Annotated in this window: 15 protein-coding genes; 8 read left to right on the top strand and 7 right to left on the bottom strand. The window is 69.3% G+C overall.

Translation table 11 applies throughout. The features are described 5' to 3' along the window. Positions 1–47: 47 nt before the first annotated feature. Entirely contained in the window at positions 48–1,562 is a 1,515-nt protein-coding gene (glpK, locus tag ACFWE1_RS11405; protein WP_376933566.1) for a glycerol kinase GlpK, read from the top strand. A gap of 91 nt (positions 1,563–1,653) precedes the next feature. Here glpK and trpD read toward each other — a convergent pair whose 3' ends face one another. Further along, entirely contained in the window at positions 1,654–2,706 is a 1,053-nt protein-coding gene (gene trpD / locus ACFWE1_RS11410; protein ID WP_376933567.1) for an anthranilate phosphoribosyltransferase, read from the bottom strand. 173 nt (positions 2,707–2,879) lie between these two features. On the opposite strand from trpD, the gene ACFWE1_RS11415 reads away from it, so the two are divergent. From ACFWE1_RS11415 to ACFWE1_RS11435, 5 genes are read left to right on the top strand one after another with little or no spacing between them, the layout of a single operon-like run. After that, entirely contained in the window at positions 2,880–3,482 is a 603-nt protein-coding gene (locus ACFWE1_RS11415; protein ID WP_376933774.1) for a heme-copper oxidase subunit III, read from the top strand. Between the two features lie 47 nt (positions 3,483–3,529). Continuing rightward, positions 3,530–4,321: a cytochrome c gene (locus ACFWE1_RS11420; protein WP_230768765.1), complete on the top strand. Its 792-nt coding sequence runs from the start codon at positions 3,530–3,532 to the stop codon at positions 4,319–4,321. Between the two features lie 38 nt (positions 4,322–4,359). After that, positions 4,360–5,430 (top strand): Rieske 2Fe-2S domain-containing protein, encoded by a 1,071-nt coding sequence (locus ACFWE1_RS11425; protein ID WP_376933568.1) that lies wholly within the window; start codon positions 4,360–4,362, stop codon positions 5,428–5,430. Continuing rightward, a complete protein-coding gene (locus ACFWE1_RS11430) occupies positions 5,427–7,031 on the top strand; it encodes a cytochrome bc complex cytochrome b subunit (RefSeq protein ID WP_189086380.1) in 1,605 nt (534 codons plus the stop codon). The genes ACFWE1_RS11425 and ACFWE1_RS11430 overlap by 4 nt, the downstream gene beginning before the upstream one ends. 32 nt (positions 7,032–7,063) lie before the next feature. Then, the gene (locus ACFWE1_RS11435; protein ID WP_376933569.1) at positions 7,064–7,984 is read left to right on the top strand and encodes a methyltransferase domain-containing protein; all 921 of its coding nucleotides are present in this window, start codon (positions 7,064–7,066) and stop codon (positions 7,982–7,984) included. A 224-nt stretch (positions 7,985–8,208) separates the two neighbouring features. On the opposite strand, the gene ACFWE1_RS11440 is transcribed toward ACFWE1_RS11435, so the two are convergent. From ACFWE1_RS11440 to ACFWE1_RS11460, 5 genes are all read right to left on the bottom strand, one after another. Continuing rightward, entirely contained in the window at positions 8,209–8,637 is a 429-nt protein-coding gene (locus tag ACFWE1_RS11440; RefSeq protein WP_243568397.1) for a cytochrome c oxidase subunit 4, read from the bottom strand. Continuing rightward, positions 8,637–10,373, bottom strand: coding sequence for a cytochrome c oxidase subunit I (gene ctaD / locus ACFWE1_RS11445; RefSeq protein WP_243568398.1), 1,737 nt, complete (start codon positions 10,371–10,373; stop codon positions 8,637–8,639). The genes ACFWE1_RS11440 and ctaD overlap by 1 nt, the downstream gene beginning before the upstream one ends. Continuing rightward, a complete protein-coding gene (gene coxB, locus ACFWE1_RS11450; protein ID WP_376933570.1) occupies positions 10,370–11,272 on the bottom strand; it encodes a cytochrome c oxidase subunit II in 903 nt (300 codons plus the stop codon). The genes ctaD and coxB overlap by 4 nt, the downstream gene beginning before the upstream one ends. 201 nt (positions 11,273–11,473) lie before the next feature. Continuing rightward, the gene (gene erpA, locus ACFWE1_RS11455; protein WP_376933571.1) at positions 11,474–11,824 is read right to left on the bottom strand and encodes an iron-sulfur cluster insertion protein ErpA; all 351 of its coding nucleotides are present in this window, start codon (positions 11,822–11,824) and stop codon (positions 11,474–11,476) included. A gap of 123 nt (positions 11,825–11,947) precedes the next feature. After that, on the bottom strand, positions 11,948–13,366 hold the full coding sequence (locus ACFWE1_RS11460) for a dipeptidase (protein ID WP_376933572.1): 1,419 nt from the start codon (positions 13,364–13,366) through the stop codon (positions 11,948–11,950). A 38-nt stretch (positions 13,367–13,404) separates the two neighbouring features. On the opposite strand from ACFWE1_RS11460, the gene ACFWE1_RS11465 reads away from it, so the two are divergent. After that, positions 13,405–13,986, top strand: a complete 582-nt coding sequence (locus tag ACFWE1_RS11465) for a DUF3043 domain-containing protein (RefSeq protein WP_376933573.1) — start codon at positions 13,405–13,407, stop codon at positions 13,984–13,986. A gap of 93 nt (positions 13,987–14,079) precedes the next feature. Here the strand turns inward: ACFWE1_RS11465 and ACFWE1_RS11470 are convergent, their stop codons facing one another. Then, positions 14,080–15,228 (bottom strand): alkaline phosphatase family protein, encoded by a 1,149-nt coding sequence (locus tag ACFWE1_RS11470; protein WP_376933574.1) that lies wholly within the window; start codon positions 15,226–15,228, stop codon positions 14,080–14,082. 72 nt (positions 15,229–15,300) lie between these two features. On the opposite strand from ACFWE1_RS11470, the gene ACFWE1_RS11475 reads away from it, so the two are divergent. Next, a complete protein-coding gene (locus ACFWE1_RS11475; RefSeq protein ID WP_376933575.1) occupies positions 15,301–17,772 on the top strand; it encodes a DNA topoisomerase (ATP-hydrolyzing) subunit A in 2,472 nt (823 codons plus the stop codon). The last annotated feature ends 58 nt before the right edge of the window (positions 17,773–17,830 follow it).

Below are 17,830 nucleotides of genomic sequence, written 5' to 3' on the forward strand. Positions count from 1 at the left end.
CACTACGACGGCGACCGCCGGAGGGCGGACGCGAGAGGAGCCATCCCATGGCCGACTACATCCTGTCGATCGATCAGGGCACCACGAGCACCCGGGCGATCATCTTCGACAAGTCCGGCTCGATCGTCTCGACCGGGCAGCTCGAGCACGAGCAGATCTTCCCGAAGGCCGGCTGGGTCGAGCACGACCCTATGGAGATCTGGAACAACACCCGCGAGGTCATCGGCCAGGCGCTCGGCAAGGCGGACCTGACCCGCCACGACATCGCCGCGGTCGGCATCACCAACCAGCGCGAGACCGCCGTCGTCTGGGACAAGAACACGGGACAGCCCGTGTACAACGCGATCGTCTGGCAGGACACCCGCACCCAGGCCATCGTCGACCGCCTCGCCGCGGACGGCGGCGTCGAGCGCTTCAAGCAGGACGTGGGCCTCCCCCTCGCCACCTACTTCTCGGGCACCAAGATCGTCTGGATCCTCGAGAACGTCGACGGCGCCCGTGAGAAGGCCGAGGCCGGCGATCTCCTCTTCGGCACCACCGACTGCTGGGTGCTGTGGAACCTCACCGGCGGGGTCGACGGCGGCGTGCACGCCACGGATGTCACCAACGCGAGCCGCACCCTCTTCATGGACCTGGAGACGCTGAGCTGGCGCGACGACATCCTGGAGGCGTTCGGGGTGCCGCGCTCGATGCTGCCCGAGATCAAGAGCTCCTCGGAGGTCTACGGCACCGTCGAGCCGTCGAGCCTCCTCCGCGAGGTGCCCGTGGCGGGCATCCTGGGCGACCAGCAGGCCGCGACCTTCGGCCAGGCGGCCTTCGATCCGGGCGAGTCGAAGAACACCTACGGCACGGGCAACTTCCTGATCTTCAACACCGGCACCGAGATCGTGCACTCGAAGAACGGGCTGCTCACCACCCTCGGCTACAAGCTCGGCGACGACGAGCCGCACTACGCGCTCGAGGGCTCGATCGCGGTCACCGGCTCGCTCATCCAATGGCTGCGCGACAACCTCGGCCTCATCTCGAGCGCCCCGGAGGTCGAAGAACTCGCCAAGAGCGTCGAAGACAACGGCGGCGCGTACTTCGTGCCGGCGTTCTCGGGCCTGTTCGCCCCCTACTGGCGCCCCGATGCCCGCGGCGCGCTCGTCGGCCTCACCCGCTACGTGAACAAGGGCCACATCGCCCGCGCCGCGCTCGAGGCCACCGCCTTCCAGACCCGCGAGGTGCTGGACGCGGTGAACGCGGACTCGGGCGTCGAGCTCAGCGAGCTGAAGGTCGACGGCGGCATGATCGCGAACAACACGCTCATGCAGTTCCAGGCCGACATCCTCGGCGTACCGGTCGTGCGACCGGTCGTCGCGGAGACCACGGCGCTCGGCGCGGCCTACGCCGCCGGCCTCGCGGTCGGCTTCTGGTCGGGCCTCGACGACCTCCGCGCCAACTGGCAGGAGGACCGTCGCTGGGAGCCGGAGATGGACGCCGAGGAGCGCGAGCGCGAGCTGCGACTCTGGAAGAAGGCCGTCACGAAGACCCTCGACTGGGTCGACGAGGACGTGCGCTGACGCGCGGCCGTCGCGCTCCGACCGGCAGAAGGACGACGGATGCCCCGCACACTCGTGCGGGGCATCCTCGCGTCTGCCGCCGGTGACCGGGTCAGCGCTGCGTCGCCGCGACCCACTCGCCGAGCTTGCGCTCCGCGGCGCCGGAGTCGATCGCCTCTTCGGCGACCGCCATCTTGTCGCGGAAGCGATCGATGATCGCCCGCTGCACCTGAGCCGGGTCCTTGGCCAGTTCGAATGCGACGAGCCCGGCCGCCGCATTCAGCACGACGATGTCCCGGATCGGGCCGCGCTCCCCCGCGAACACGCGGTGCACGATCTCCGCGTTGTGCGCGGCGTCGCCGCCCACCAGCGCCCCGATGTCGGCGCGCGGGATACCGAGGTCGCGCGGGTCGAGGTCGTGCTCCTTCACGGTGCCAAGAGACACCTCCCAGATGTGCGAGTGGCCGGTCGTCGTGAGCTCGTCGAGCCCGTCGTCGCCCCGGAACACGAGGGCGGTCGCCCCGCGCGTCTGGAACACGCCGACGATCAGCGGGACGCGGTCGAGGTGCGCGACGCCGACCGCGGAGGCCTCGGGGCGGGCCGGGTTGCAGAGCGGGCCGAGGAAGTTGAACACCGTCGGCACGCCGAGCTGCGAGCGGACGGGACCGGCGTGCCGGAACCCAGGGTGGAACGCGCCGGCGAAGGCGAAGGTGATACCGGACTCGCCGAGCACCTCGGCGACGCGCTCGGGCGGCAGCGAGAGGTCGATGCCGAGCGCGGCCAGCACGTCGGACGAGCCGGAGGCGCTGCTGGCGGCGCGGTTGCCGTGCTTCACGACCGGGACCCCGGCCGACGCGGCGATGACCGACGCCATTGTCGACACGTTCACGGTGCCGAAGCGATCGCCGCCGGTGCCGACGATGTCGAGCGCCATCGGGTCGACCGCGAGCGGCAGCGCGTGCTCGAGGATGGCGTCGCGGAAGCCGACGATCTCGTCGACGGTCTCGCCCTTGACCCGCAGCGCGACGAGGAATCCGGCGAGCTGCGCCTCCCCCGCCTGACCGGTCATGACCTGCTCCATGCACCAGGCGGCGTCCGACACGCTGAGGTCCTCGCCCTCCAGAAGGGAGCTGATGATCGCGGGCCAGGTGCGTTGAGCCGTCATGGCTTCGATCCTACTGGCGCGGATTCACGGTGAATTCCCGGCGATCCCGCAGCCCGACTGAGGGTTGCCTTACTTCAATGGTCGGACACGGCTTGCCCTCCTGACGAAAACTCAGCGCTGGTTTCAGCCATAATGGAGGGGTGACGAGCACCTCTATCACTCCTCAGGCGAGCATGCCCGTGATCAATCGGCCCAACACCGTGGCGGTGGGGACGATCGTCTGGCTCGGCAGCGAGGTCATGTTCTTCGCTGGCCTCTTCGCTATCTACTTCACGCTGCGGTCGACGTCGCCCGAGCTCTGGACGTTCGAGGCGGGACGCCTGAACTTCCCATTCGCGCTGACGAACACCATCATCCTCGTGCTGTCGAGCTTCACCTGCCAGTTCGGCGTCTTCGCCGCCGAGCGCATGCAGCCGTACATGACCGGCGCCTGGTACAACCCGCTCAAGTGGGGCATGGTCGAGTGGTTCTTCCTCACCTACGCCATGGGCGCGGTCTTCGTCGCCGGCCAGATCTGGGAGTACGCCACGCTCGTCACCGAGGGCATCGCGATCGACTCGAACGCCTACGGTTCGGCGTTCTACCTCACCACCGGCTTCCACGGCCTCCACGTGACGGGTGGTCTCATCGCGTTCCTCCTCGTCATCGGCCGCGTGTTCGCGGTCAAGAACTTCGGCCACAAGGAGGCGACGAGCGCCATCGTCGTCTCGTACTACTGGCACTTCGTCGATGTCGTCTGGATCGGCCTCTTCCTCGTCATCTACGTGCTCAAGTGATGAACCCGAAGCGCCGACGCAGCATGTCCGAGAACAGAAAGAGCCCTATGAACCGCCAGAAGCGACGCACCGGCCGCCGGCACCCGCTCGCCACCGTCGCACTTCTCGCCCTGGGCCTGGTCTTCACCGGCGGCGCCTACGCGGCGTTCAGCACCGGCACGGCCCAGGCCGAGTCCAGCGCGAACTCGCAGCAGACGATCGACGAGGGCAAGAAGCTCTTCCAGGCGAACTGCGCCACCTGCCACGGCCTCGAGGCCCAGGGCACCAAGGAAGGCCCGAGCCTCATCGGCGTCGGCGCCGCGGCCGTCGACTTCCAGGTCGGCACCGGGCGCATGCCGATGCAGATGCAGGGCCCGCAGGCTCAGCAGAAGCCGGTGCAGTTCACCGATGAGCAGGTCAAGCAGCTCGCCTACTACGTCGCCTCGCTCGGCCCCGGCCCGGACATCCCCGCCGACCACCTCACCAACGGCGGCGGCGACGCCGCGAACGGCGCGGAGCTCTTCCGCATCAACTGCGCCATGTGCCACAACGTGGCCGGTGCGGGCGGTGCGCTCACCGAGGGCAAGTTCGCTCCCCCGCTGACGGATGTCTCGGGCGTGCACATCTACGAGGCCATGGTCACCGGCCCGCAGAACATGCCGGTGTTCAACGACATGAACATCTCGCCCGAGGACAAGCGCGACATCATCACGTACCTCAAGTACGTGCAGGACAACCGCTCGCCCGGCGGCTTCGAGCTCGGCTCGATCGGCCCGGTCGCGGAGGGTCTGTTCATCTGGATCTTCGGTCTCGGCTCGCTGGTCGCGATCACCGTGTGGATCACGGCCAAGTCCAACTGACGCACCCCGGCATCGAAGAAGCTTCACAAAGGAGAACCATGGCTCAGGACGACCACAGCGGCGCGGAGATCGCCGCTGCCGACTCGTCGCACGCCGCGCCCGCCGCTTCGCCGGGCACCGCGCTCATCGCCCAGGATGCGTTCGAGAACCCGGGCTTCCCGCCCCATCGTCCGCGCGTCACCGACGAGGACCCCAAGCGCGAGAAGCGCGCCCAGCGCACGGTGTACACGCTCTTCTACCTGTCGATCGTCGGCAGCGTGTGGGCGATCGCCGCGTACATGCTCTTCCCGATGGAGTCGAACAACGTCGGCGACGTCCGGCTGAACAACCTCTTCATCGGCCTCGGTGCGACGCTCGCCCTCCTCGGAATCGGCTTCGGCGCCGTGCACTGGGCGAAGTCGCTCATGTACGACGTCGAGCTTGTCGACGAGCGCCACCCGGTCGGCGGCTCCCCCGAGACGCAGGCCGCCGCGATCAAGGTGTTCCAGGACGCCGACCGCGAGTCGGGCTTCTCCCGCCGCGCGGTGATCCGCAACAGCCTCATCGGCGCGCTCCTGGTGTTCCCGCTCCCCGCCGTCGTGCTGTTCCGCGGTCTCGCGCCGCAGGACCAGAACCCGATCGAGCTGCTCAGCCACACCATGTGGAAGAAGGGCACGCGCCTCGCGCTCGACCCTTCCGGCGCCCCGATCAAGGCGTCCGACGTCACGATGGGCAGCGCGTTCCACGTGATCCCCGAGGGCCTGCAGGACCTCGAGCACGGCAAGCTCGACGAGAAGGCCAAGGCCGCCGTCCTGCTCATGCGTCTCGACCCCAAGGACCTCAACGAGCTCCCCGAGCGCAAGGACTGGTCGTACGACGGCATCGTCGCGTACTCGAAGATCTGCACGCACGTCGGCTGCCCGGTGGCGCTCTACGAGCAGCACACCCACCACCTGCTGTGCCCGTGCCACCAGTCGCAGTTCGACGTGTCGAACCACTGCGAGGTCATCTTCGGCCCGGCCAAGCGGCCGCTGCCGCAGCTGCCGATCGCCGTCGACGACGAGGGCTACCTCATCGCGCAGAGCGACTTCACCGAACCTGTCGGCCCGAGCTTCTGGGAGCGTCATTGAGCACCGCAACCACCAACGCCCCGCAGAAGCGGTCGTTCACCGCGGCGGCGTCCGTCTACGTCAACGAACGCACGAGCATCGCGGGCTTCGTCAAGGAGCTCGGCCGCAAGGCCTTCCCCGACCACTGGTCGTTCCTGCTCGGTGAGGTCGCGCTCTTCGCCTTCGTGGTCGTGCTCATCTCGGGCACGTTCCTGACCTTCTTCTTCCAGGCCTCCATGGCCGAGGTGCACTACAACGGCTCGTACGTGCCGCTGAAGGGCGTCGAGATGTCGGTCGCCATGGCGTCGACGCTCGACATCTCCTTCGACATCCGCGGCGGCCTCTTCGTCCGCCAGATGCACCACTGGGCGGCCCTGCTGTTCGTGGCGGCCATCGGCCTGCACATGCTGCGCATCTTCTTCACCGGTGCGTTCCGCAAGCCGCGCGAGCTCAACTGGGTGATCGGCTTCGTGCTGTTCATCCTGGCCATGGCCGAGGGCTTCACCGGCTACTCGCTCCCCGACGACCTGCTCTCCGGCAACGGCCTCGCGATCATCAACGGCATGATCAAGGGCTTCCCCCTGGTCGGCACGTGGATGTCGTTCCTGCTGTTCGGCGGCGAGTTCCCGGGCACCGACATCGTCGGACGCCTCTACACGCTGCACATCCTGCTGCTGCCCGCGCTCGTGGTCGCCTTCGTGGCCCTGCACCTCGTGTTCGTGGTCGTGCACAAGCACACCCAGTACGCAGGCCCCGGCAAGACTCCGGGCAACGCGGTCGGCCCGCCCATCCTCCCGGTGTACGCGGCCAAGGCCGGCGGCTTCTTCTTCATCGTCTTCGGTGTCCTCGCGCTCATCGCGTCGCTGTTCACGATCAACCCGATCTGGAACTACGGCCCGTACGACCCGTCGCCCGTCTCCGCCGGTACCCAGCCCGACTGGTACATCGGCTTCGCCGACGGCGCGCTGCGACTCATCCCGCCGGGCTGGGAGTTCGTCTGGCTCGACCGCACCTGGTCCTTCAACATCCTGGTGCCCATCATCGCGATCGGCGTGTTCATCGTCCTCGCCCTGATGTACCCGTTCATCGAGGCCTGGGTGAAGGGCGACAAGCGCGAGCACCACATCGCCGACCGTCCCCGCAACGCCCCGACCCGCACCGCGATCGGCGCCGCCGGCGTCACGTTCTACGCGGGCCTCTGGGCCGCGGCGAGCTCCGACCTGCTCGCGACGCACTTCTCGCTGACCATGGAGGGCGTGATCCACGCGCTCCAGGCCGTGGTCATCCTCGGGCCGTTCGTGGCGTACTTCATCACGAAGCGCGTCTGCATCGCCCTGCAGAAGAAGGACCGCGAGATCGTGCTGCACGGCTTCGAGTCCGGCCGCATCGTGAAGCTCCCCGGTGGCGAGTTCATCGAGGTGCACGAGCCGCTCGACGAGTACGAGCGCTGGCGCCTGGTCAGCTTCGAGACCTACGAGCCGCTCATGCTGCGCCCGAACTCGCGCGGCAAGATTACCTTCGGTCAGCGCCTGCGCGCCGGCATGTCGCGCTGGTTCTTCGAGGACCGGATCGCTCCGGTCACGAAGGGCGAGCTCGAGGCCGGTCACGGCGAGCACCACTGAGCCGACCCGCTCAGCTTCAGCTCGGGCACCGCATGACCATTCAGACCCTGTCTGAGTGGCTGCGGTGCCCGAGCTGTTTCGCGTCTCCGCTCGAGGCGCTCCCCCCGCTGCAGCTGCGCTGCCCGAACGGGCATTCCTTCGACGCGAACAAGCGCGGCTACCTCACGGCGCTCGGACCGGCCTCGGCGCGACTCCGCGGCGACGATGCGGCGATGCTCGACGCCCGTGATCTCGTGCACGACGCCGGCTTCTTCGATCCCCTGAAGCGCGAGCTCGCGGCCGTGCTGCGTGACGCCGCGCTCGCACCCGAGCCGCGGGTCCTCGACGCCGGCTGCGGCACGGGCCACTACACGGCCCTCGCACTCGAGGCGCTGCTCGGAGCGACTGAGCAGGATCCGCGGGTGCTGGCGATGGACCTCTCCCCCGCTGCCGTCGCGCGCACCGTCCGTCGTCGCCTGGAGTCCGTCGACGGCCTCGTCGCCGACACCTGGCAGCCGCTGCCGGTCCGCGACAGCTCCGTCGACGTCATCTTGGACGTGTTCGCCCCGCGGAACGCGAGCGAGTTCCACCGCATCCTGCGTCCCGGCGGCCTCCTGCTCGTGGTGGTGCCCCGCCCCGAGCATCTGCAGGAGCTCCGCACCGACGGTCGGGTGCTGACCATCCCAGAGGGCAAGGCGGCCGCGCTCGTCGAGGAGCTCGCCCCGCGCTTCGCACTCCGCACCGCACGGTCCGTCGACGCGCGCTTCGCGCTCGATCAGGATGCCGCCGCTGACGACCGACTCGCAGCAGCCATCGTCGCGATGGGTCCGTCGGCCCATCATCGGACTGCTGAGCCCGCAGCGGGCTCCCAGCGGCTTCCCGAGGCCATCACGCTGGCGGTCGACCTGCTCGTCTTCGACGCGGTCGGCGATGCTGCCGAGGCCGACTCGGTTGGCGAGCCCGTTCGCAAGTAGCTCCTCCGGACGCCACTTCGGTGTCCGCAGGCCCGCGCGGTGCATCAACGCAACGCATGGGCGCCACTTCAGCATCGTTGCGCCACGTGATCTGGCGCGTGGCGGCCGAACTGGCGCAGACGCGAGCCTGCGCGGGCCGCCGACCCCCGGCACCGCACCGTCTCGCGCGGATGCGAAACGGCCCGGCATCCGAGAGGATGCCGGGCCGTTCGAAACGCGATGCGTCAGCGGGCGAAGTTGCCGCGGTAGTACTCGTAGACCCAGCCCACGAGCGAGATCAGCACGAGCGGGATCGCGATGAACGAGATCCAGAAGCCGACCGCGAGGCCGAGGAAGCCCAGCGCCGCGGCGCCCGCGAGCACGATCGGCCACCAGCTCCACGGGCTGAAGAAGCCCAGCTCGGGGTCGCCGTCGTCGATGTTCGCGTCGAGCCGGTCCTCCGGGAGCTCGGCGCCCTGCGCCTTGTGCACCCGTCCGAGGTAGAACGCGATGAACGCGGACAGGATCGCCGCCAGCGAGATGGCGATCATGCCGGCCCACTCGGGGCCACCGTTCACCTCGATGCCGCTCGCTGCGGTCCACACGCCGTAGACGGCGGCGATGATCGCGAGGAAGATCGCGAGGAGCCAGAAGAGGATGACATTCGCGCGCATTACTTGATCTCCTCCTTGGCGGCGTCGTACACCGGAGCCTCAGGGGCGTCCTTCGCGGGTCCGATGCCGACGGGCACGCCCGCCTCCGGGTGGTTGAGGTCGAACGCCGGACGCTCCGAGCGGATGCGCGGGATCGACGTGAAGTTGTGCCGCGGCGGCGGGCAGCTGGTGGCCCACTCGAGCGAGCCGCCGTAGCCCCACGGGTCGTTGACCGTGACCTTCGGAGCCTTCCGCGCCGTGATGTACACGTTGAGGAAGAACGGGATCAGCGAGATCGCCAGGATGCCGGCGCCGATCGTCGACAGCTGGTTCATCCAGGTGATGTTGTCCTCGGGCAGGTACGAGTAGTACCGACGGGGCATCGCGACGACGCCGAGCCAGTGCTGCACGAGGAACGTCGTGTGGAAGCCGATGAACAGCAGCCAGAAGTGCCACTTGCCGAGCGTCTCGTTCAGCATCTTGCCGGTCCACTTGGGCCACCAGAAGTAGAAGCCCGCGAACATCGCGAAGACGACCGTGCCGAACACCACGTAGTGGAAGTGCGCCACGACGAAGTACGTGTCGGAGACGTGGAAGTCGAGCGGCGGCGACGCGAGGATGACACCGGTGAGGCCACCGAAGACGAAGGTGATCAGGAAGCCGAGCGACCAGATGAGCGGCGTCTCGAAGGTGATCGAGCCGCGCCACATCGTGCCGACCCAGTTGAAGATCTTCACACCGGTCGGGACCGCGATCAGCATCGTCATGAGCGCGAAGAACGGCAGCAGCACGGAGCCGGTGACGTACATGTGGTGCGCCCAGACCGTGACCGAGAGCGCTGCGATGGCGATCGTCGCGTAGATCAGCGTCTTGTACCCGAAGATCGGCTTCCGGCTGAACACCGGGAAGATCTCGGACACGATGCCGAAGAACGGCAGCGCGATGATGTACACCTCGGGGTGGCCGAAGAACCAGAACAGGTGCTGCCACAGGATGACGCCGCCGTTGGCGGGATCGTAGATGTGCGCGCCGAAGACGCGGTCGGCGCCGGCGGCGAGGATCGCGGCGGCCAGCACCGGGAACGCCATCAGGATCAGGATCGAGGTGACGAGCGTGTTCCAGGTGAAGATCGGCATGCGGAACATGGTCATGCCGGGCGCGCGCATCGTGACGATCGTCGTGATGAAGTTCACGGCACCGAGGATGGTGCCGAAGCCGGAGAGGCCGAGGCCGAGCATCCACAGGTTGCCGCCGACACCGGGCGAGAACGTCGTCGAGGCGAGCGGCTGATAGGCGAACCAGCCGAACGAGGCCGCACCCTGCGGGGTGAAGAAGCCGGCGACCGCCATCAGCGAACCGAAGTTGAACAGCCAGTAGGCGAAGGCGTTCAGACGCGGGAACGCCACGTCGGGGGCGCCGATCTGCAGCGGCATGAGCACGTTCGCGAAGCCCGCGAAGAGCGGGGTGGCGAACATCAGCAGCATGATCGTGCCGTGCATCGTGAAGAGCTGGTTGTACTGCTCACGGGTCTGGATGATCTCCAGGCCAGGCTCGAACAGCTGGGCGCGGATGATCAGCGCCATCACGCCGCCGATGCAGAAGTAGATGAACGAGGTGATCAGGTACATATACCCGATGACCTTGTGGTCGGTCGAGGTGATCCACTTGACGAGGACGTTCCCCTTGCGCTCCACCTTCGAAGCGCCGAACGGCAGGCTCGACGACTGCGGTCGAGCCGGTGCGGTCGTGGTGCTCATTCGGCTTCGTGCTCCTCTTTCAGTTCGGGCGCGCCCGTGCCGGGCAGGTTCAGGTTCCGGTCGTACTCGTTCGACAGCTGGCCTTCCTGGCCCGCGTCGCGGAGCGACTGGATGTAGGCGTCGTACTCGCTCTGCGAGACGACCTCGACGTTGAAGAGCATGAGCGAGTGGTACTCGCCGCAGAGCTCGGCGCACTTGCCCGCGAAGGTGCCCTCGCGCTCGGGGACGAACGACATGTAGTTCGTCTTGCCCGGGTACATGTCCTTCTTGTAGAGGAAGTCCACGACCCAGAAGGAGTGGATGACGTCGCGCGACTCGAGCTCGAGCTCGACGTTCGCGCCGACGGGCAGGTAGAGCGTCGGCAGTGCGGCCTGGTCGACCGAACCGGCGGGGCCGTTCGGGTCGAGCTGCGCCTGGATGCCGGGCGAGTAGACGTCTTCGTTGACGTAGTTGAAGTCCCAGGCCCACTGCTTGGCGATGACCTCGACCTTGACGTCGACCTCGTCGGCGGTGAACCGCTTCTCGATCTCGGCCTGGTCGCGCGCCGTGAAGGCGAAGAAGCCCAGCACGAGGATGAGCGGCACGATCGTGTAGAACACCTCGATCGGCATGTTGTAGCGCAGCTGCACGGGCAGACCGGTCTGGCCCTTGCGGCGGCGGTACGCGATGACCGCCCAGATCGTGAGGCCCCAGGTGATCACGCCCACGACGAGGAGCACGATCCAGGAGGTGACCCACAGACCCGAAACGCGCTCCGTGTGATTGGTCGCGGGCGACTCGCCCTCGATGAATCCGGGGAGGAATCCGTTCAGCTGCGCCTGGGTGCACCCGGCGAGGACAAGAGTGAGCGTCGCTGCGATCGGAACTGCAGCCCATCGGAGTCGGCGATTGTTGCGCACCGGAGACCTTTCGGGAGACTCGAAGGCGCTTCACAGGGAAGCGCGGTGATCGCTGTCTAGCCTACTCCGACTCCGCGGCCCGGGTGTGCACTCGACCCGGATGTCGCGACGGCATTCGCGACGATTTCCGAGTGGATCTGCGAAAAAACACGCGAGGGAGACCGCGAAGCGGTCTCCCTCGGAGCGAGTTTCTCGGGTGGATCAGTGGAACGAGTCACCGCAGGCGCAGCTTCCCTGCGCGTTCGGGTTGTCGATCGTGAAGCCCTGTTTCTGAATCGTGTCCTCGAAGTCGATGGTCGAACCGTCGAGGTACGGGACGCTCATCTTGTCGACGATGACCTCGACGCCGTCGAAGTCGACGACCGCGTCGCCGTCGAGCATGCGCTCGTCGAAGTAGAGCTGGTAGATCAGGCCGGAGCACCCGCCGGGCTGCACCGCGACGCGCAGCCGGAGGTCGTCGCGACCCTCCTGCGTGAGGAGGCTGCGCACCTTGTCGGCCGCGGGCTCGCTCAGCTTGACGCCGTGCGTCGTCTCGGTGATGGTCTCGCTCATGTCACTCCTCGTGATCTCGCCGTTCTGACGACGATTGTACGTCCACTCCGTAGAGCGTCGGCTGAATGCCGGATATTCCCGACCCACGGCGAGACGCGGGGCGGCGCGCCCGCCGCGGGCCGATCAGGCGCCGCGGGCGTTCAGCCGGCCGAACAGCAGCGCCTCGCTCAGCAGGGCGCGCTTGAAGACGCCGAGGTGGAGCGACTCGTTCGGGCTGTGCGCGCGCGAGTCGGGGTCCTCGACGCCGGTGACGAGGATCTGCGCACCCGGGAACTCCTCGACGAGCTCGGCGATGAAGGGGATCGAGCCGCCGACCCCCGTGTCGACCGCGGGCTTGCCCCACGCCTCGGCCATCGCCGCTCGCGTCTCCGCGACCGCCCACCCGCTCGTGTCCACGAGGAAGGCCTGACCGCGGTCGACGTCCTCGAAACTGAGCTTGGCCCCGAACGGCGCGTTCGCCTCGAGGTGGGCGCGGAGGGCGTCGAAGGCCTCCCCCGCATCCTGTCCGGGCGCGATGCGGGCGCTGATGCGCACCCGCAGCGACGGGATCAGGGTGTTCGAGGCGTTCGCGACGTCGGGCGCGTCGATGCCGGTCACGGTGATCGCCGGCTGCGCCCAGATGCGGTCGAGGATCGAGCCCCGTCCGATGGGGCTGACCCCCTCGAGCAGCCCGGCCTCTGCGCGCAGCTGCGCTTCGTCGTAGGCGGGGATGTCGAGCTCCGCGCTCGTGAGGCCCTCGACGGCCACGGCGCCCTCGGCATCCCACATCGTGCCCAGCATCCGGATGGCGGCGAGCATCGCGTCGGGGACGGCACCGCCGAACATGCCGGAGTGCGAGGCGTGCGCGAGCGTCTCGACACGGAGGTTGAACGCGACCGCGCCGCGGAGGGCGACCGTGATCGCGGGGGTGTCGATGTCCCAGTTGCCCGAGTCGGCGACGATGATCGCGTCGGCCTCGAGGAGCTCGCGGTTCTCGCGCAGGAAGTTCCCGAAGGAGCGGGAGGCCCACTCCTCCTCGCCCTCGATGAAGACCGAGAGGCCGAGGTCGAAGTCGCCGGATGCCTCGGCGAACGCCCGGATCGCGCCGATGTGCGCCATGACGCCCGCCTTGTCGTCGGCGGCGCCGCGCCCGTGCAGGCGGTCGCCGCGCTGGGTCGGCTCGAACGGCGGCGTGTCCCAGTCCTCGTCCTTGCCGGGCGGCTGCACATCGTGGTGCGCGTAGAGGAGCACCGTCGGGCGGCCGTTGCGCGCGGCACGACGCGCTACGATCGCAGGCTGGCCGAGCTCCGAGCCGTCCTCGACGGGCGCACGCCGGATCTCGACGAGCTCGAACACCCCCGTCCCGCGCAGCAGCTCCGCTACGGCCTCCGCGCTCTCCGCGACATGCGCGGGGTCGAATGCGGGCCAGGAGACGGAGGGGATCCGGACGAGTCGGCCGAGCTCGGCGACGACGCCCGGGAAGGCCGCATCGACGGCGGTTCGGATCGCGTCCGCGTTCGGCGTCGTGGGCGCGGCGGATGCGTGGTTCGTGGGGTCGGTCATGCCGGTAATCTTAAAGGTGAACCGATTCGAGGAATCCAGTGGCCAAGCAGCAGAAGACCGAGCAGACGTCGACCGAGACGCTCGAGGAGACGCGGGAGCGTCTGAAGAGCGGCGGCAAAGGCGTCCCCACCCCGACCCGTGCCGAGCAGGAGGCCGCGCGCAAGCGGCCGCTCGTGCCGTCCGACCGCAAGGAAGCGGCGAAGCAGGCCCGTGCCAAGGCCGCGGAGGCGCGCGAACGCGCCCGCGTCGGCATGGCGATGGGCGACGACAAGTACCTCCCCGCCCGAGACCGCGGGCCGCAGAAGAAGTTCGTGCGCGACTACGTCGACGCCCGCTTCAGCATCGGCGAGATCCTGATCCCCGTGATGTTCCTGGTGATCATCCTGACCTTCGTTCCAAGCGCCGAGGTGCAGGCGATCAGCATCCTCGTGCTCTGGGCGTTCTTCGCCGTCGCCGTGCTCGACTGCATCATCCTCGGCTACCTGCTGACGAAGAAGCTCCGCGCCAAGTACGGCGACAAGGCCGAGCGCGTGCGCTGGTACGCCGCGATGCGGGCGCTGCAGCTGCGCCCGCTTCGGCTCCCGAAGCCGCAGGTCAAGCGCGGCCAGTACCCCGCCTGACCAGAACAGCAGGGCCCCGCCTCGACGGCGGGGCCCTGCGGCGTTTCCGGGCGACGGCGCGAGCGGCACGGCTCGGCGGCGTCGGTCTCGGGCTCAGCGGGCGAACGCGCCGAGGCGGATGAGCGGGATACGCGTCTCCTCGTCGCTCAGCGAACCGTGCTGGCCGATCATCCGCTCGGGCGCCCGGTTCGCCTCGCGGGCGTCGTAATAGGCGATGCCCGCCCGGGCGGCGACGAGCAGATCGCCGATGCGCGGGCGCACGGCATCGTCGACGCGGGCGCCGAAGAGCCCGGCCTCGATCGCCTCGTCGCGGGTGAGCACCCAGGCGCGCTTCGCCTCGGCTTCCCGCCAGAGCCCGGCCACCCGCTCCCGCTCGAGGTCCGGGAACGACGGGTCGAACCAGAGCGCCAGGCAGCGGGGCTCTCCCCCGACGTGCCGCACTCCGTCGAGCAGGGCGGGCCGCGCGTCGATGTGCACGTGCCGGTGCTCCGGCACGTCGATCACGCCGTGGTCCGCGGTCACGAGCATGCCGACGTCGCGCGGGAGGCGGGCGGCCAGCGCGGATGCCTCGGCGTCGAGCTCCTCGAGCGCGGCGAGCCAGCGCCCCGACTCCCAGCCGTGGGCGTGCGCGATCTGATCGAGCTCGGGCACATAGAGGTAGACGAGCGTGGGCTCGGGGGCGGCGACCGCCTCGAGCGCCGCGGCGAACCGTTCGGTGAGACTCGTGCCCGAGCGGTACTCCGCGCCGCGCAGCACCGCCCGCGTGTAGCCGCTCGTCGCGTACCGCGGGGCGCCGACCGCGATCGGCCGCACGCCGAGCTCGCCGGCGCGTTCGAAGAGGGTCGCGCTGCGCTGCCAGTCGGTGGGGAGCTGTCCGTGCTCCCAACCGTTCAGCTGGTTGGCCAGCACGTCGCGCGAGGGCTCGAGCGCGCGGTAGCCGACCAGCCCGTGCTCGCCGGGCATGACCCCGGTCGCGAACGAGGCGATGGCCGCGGCCGTCGTCGAGGGGAAGACCGTCCGGATCACATCGCGCTTCGCCATCCGCCCGGCGAGGAATCTCGCATGGCCCGCGCGCGCCTGCAGGTTCGCCGCGCCAAGGCCGTCGACGAGCAGCACGATCGCCGAGCGCACGGGCGGCAGATCGAACGCGCCCCCGCCCCCGGAGACGGCGGCGAGCGAACTCGCCAGCACCCCGGCAAGCCGCGGGGTCGTGTCGTCGGTCACCGGTAGCATGGCAGGCATCGCGCCCAGTCTGACACAGGCCGGGCGCGCCCCTGTTGCCTCGCGCGCGAGCGCCTCGACCGAGATTGACGGATGACCCGAGCACCCCACGACCCCGAGCAATCGCCCATCGCCGAGCGAATCGAAGACGTCGACGTCGCCGCAGAGATGCAGGGGTCCTTCCTCGAGTACGCGTACTCGGTCATTTACTCGCGCGCCCTGCCCGACGCCCGCGACGGCATGAAGCCCGTGCAGCGGCGCATCCTCTACATGATGAGCGACATGGGCCTCCGGCCCGACCGCGGGCACGTGAAGTCGGCCCGCGTCGTCGGCGAGGTCATGGGCAAGCTGCACCCGCACGGCGACTCGGCGATCTACGACGCCCTGGTGCGGCTCGCCCAGCCCTTCACGCTCCGCGTTCCGCTCGTCGACGGCCACGGCAACTTCGGCTCGCTCGACGACGGCCCGGCCGCCGCGCGGTACACCGAGGCGCGCCTCGCTCCCCCAGCCATGTCGATGACCGAGAGCCTCGACGAGGACGTCGTCGACTTCGTCCCGAACTACGACAACAGCCACCAGCAGCCCGAGGTGCTGCCCGCCGCCATCCCGAACCTGCTGGTGAACGGCGCGAGCGGCATCGCGGTCGGCATGGCGACCAACATGGCGCCGCACAACCTCGTCGAGGTCGTGCACGCCGCCCGCCACCTGCTCGAACACCCCGACGCCGGCCTCGACGAGCTCATGGAGTTCGTGCCCGGCCCCGACTTCCCCTCCGGCGGCACGATCGTCGGCCTCGCCGGCATCCGCGACGCGTACGCCACCGGCCGCGGCTCGTTCAAGACCCGCGCGCGCGTGAGCGTCGAGCAGCTGACCGCGCGCAAGGCGGGCCTCGTCGTCACCGAGCTCCCGTACCTCGTGGGCCCCGAGAAGGTCATCGAGAAGATCAAGGACGGCGTCAACGCCAAGAAGATCACCGGCATCTCGGACGTCACCGACCTCACCGACCGCAAGCGCGGGATGCGGCTCGTCATCGGCATCAAGACCGGCTTCAACCCGCAGGCGGTGCTCGAGCAGCTCTACCGGCTCACCCCACTCGAGGACTCGTTCAACATCAACAACGTCGCCCTCGTCGACGGCCAGCCGCAGACGCTCGGCCTCCGCGAGCTGCTGCTCGTCTACATCGGCCACCGCATCCGCGTGGTCACCCGGCGCAGCGAGTTCCGCCTCGCCCGTCGCCGCGAGCGGCTGCACCTCGTCGAGGGCCTGCTCATCGCGATCCTCGACATCGACGAGGTCATCCAGGTCATCCGCACGAGCGACGACACCGATCAGGCCCGCCACCGCCTGCAGGACGTCTTCGACCTCAGCCAGCTGCAGGCCGAGTACATCCTCGAACTGCGCCTGCGCCGGCTCACGAAGTTCTCCCGCATCGAGCTCGAGGCCGAGCGCGACAAGCTGCAGGCCGAGATCGCCGAGCTCGAGGAGCTGCTCGGCAGCGAGGCCCGCATCCGGGCGCTCGTCTCCGCGGAGCTCGAGCAGGTGGCCGAGCTCTACGGCACCCCTCGGCGCACGCTGCTCACCGAGGCGAAGGCGCTCCCCGCCGGAGCCTCGCGCAAGGCCGTCGCCGCCTCGCTCGAGCACGCCGACGTCCCCTGCCGCGTCTTCCTCAGCGTGAGCGGTCGCATCGCGCGCGTCGACCGCCCGGAGGGCGAGGAGACGCTCGCGATCACCGTGCCCGCCCGGCGCAGCAAGCACGACGCCGTGGCCTCGAGCCTCGACACCACGAGTCGCTCCGAGATCGGGGCGATCACGTCGAAGGGGCGGCTCGTGCGCTTCTCGCCGCTCGATCTGCCCACGCTGCCGGCGAACTCGGTACAGCTCGGCGCCGGGGTCCGCATCGCCGACTACCTCGCGCTCAGCGACCGCGCCGAGCGCGTGCTCGCGATCGTGTCGCTCACGAGCGAGCAGCCCATCGCGCTCGGCACGAAGCAGGGCATCGTGAAGCGGGTGGCGCCCGGCGGGTACCCGAACCGGCCCGACTTCGAGGTGATCTCGCTGAAGCCCGGCGACGAGGTCGTCGGCGCAGTCCAAGGCGGCGACGACGCCGAGCTCGTCTTCATCGCGAGCGATGCGCAGCTGCTGCACTTCCCCGCGTCCTCGGTGCGCCCGCAGGGCTGCCCCGCCGGCGGCATGGCGGGCATGAAGCTGTCCGCCGGGGCGCGGGTGCTCTCGTTCACCGCGCTGACGCCCGCCGAGCTCGAGTCGGCGGTCGTCGTCACGATCGCGGCGACGAGCGACACCCTGCTCGGCGCCGACCCGGGCGCCGCGAAGGTGTCGACGTTCGACGAGTTCCCCGGCAAGGGCCGGGCGACGGGCGGTGTGCGGGCGCAGCGCTTCCTGAAGGGGCAGGACGCCCTCACGGTCGCCTGGGCCGGGCCCGAGCCGGCGTACGCCCTCGGCGCCGACGGCTCGGTGCGCGCCCTCCCCGAGGCCGGGGCGAAGCGCGACGCCTCCGGCGTGCAGCTCGACGCCGTCGTCAGCGCCGTGGGTCGCCGCATCGGCTGATCGGGGCGGTGACCCGGGCGCGCGCAGCGCCCGGGATCGGCCGGATGCAGCGCCGTGC

Origin of the sequence: Agromyces sp. NPDC060279, from assembly GCF_042726785.1 — a bacterium.
GTDB lineage: Bacteria > Actinomycetota > Actinomycetes > Actinomycetales > Microbacteriaceae > Agromyces.

Coding starts and splice junctions, on each gene's coding strand:
- ACFWE1_RS11440 (WP_243568397.1), bottom strand. CDS start 8,637: ATGCGCGCGAATGTCATCCTCTTCTGGCTCCTCGCGATCTTCCTCGCG.
- ACFWE1_RS11470 (WP_376933574.1), bottom strand. CDS start 15,228: ATGCCTGCCATGCTACCGGTGACCGACGACACGACCCCGCGGCTTGCC.
- trpD (WP_376933567.1), bottom strand. CDS start 2,706: ATGACGGCTCAACGCACCTGGCCCGCGATCATCAGCTCCCTTCTGGAG.
- erpA (WP_376933571.1), bottom strand. CDS start 11,824: ATGAGCGAGACCATCACCGAGACGACGCACGGCGTCAAGCTGAGCGAG.
- ACFWE1_RS11420 (WP_230768765.1), top strand. CDS start 3,530: ATGAACCGCCAGAAGCGACGCACCGGCCGCCGGCACCCGCTCGCCACC.
- glpK (WP_376933566.1), top strand. CDS start 48: ATGGCCGACTACATCCTGTCGATCGATCAGGGCACCACGAGCACCCGG.
- ACFWE1_RS11435 (WP_376933569.1), top strand. CDS start 7,064: ATGACCATTCAGACCCTGTCTGAGTGGCTGCGGTGCCCGAGCTGTTTC.
- ctaD (WP_243568398.1), bottom strand. CDS start 10,373: ATGAGCACCACGACCGCACCGGCTCGACCGCAGTCGTCGAGCCTGCCG.
- ACFWE1_RS11475 (WP_376933575.1), top strand. CDS start 15,301: ATGACCCGAGCACCCCACGACCCCGAGCAATCGCCCATCGCCGAGCGA.
- ACFWE1_RS11460 (WP_376933572.1), bottom strand. CDS start 13,366: ATGACCGACCCCACGAACCACGCATCCGCCGCGCCCACGACGCCGAAC.
- ACFWE1_RS11425 (WP_376933568.1), top strand. CDS start 4,360: ATGGCTCAGGACGACCACAGCGGCGCGGAGATCGCCGCTGCCGACTCG.
- ACFWE1_RS11415 (WP_376933774.1), top strand. CDS start 2,880: ATGCCCGTGATCAATCGGCCCAACACCGTGGCGGTGGGGACGATCGTC.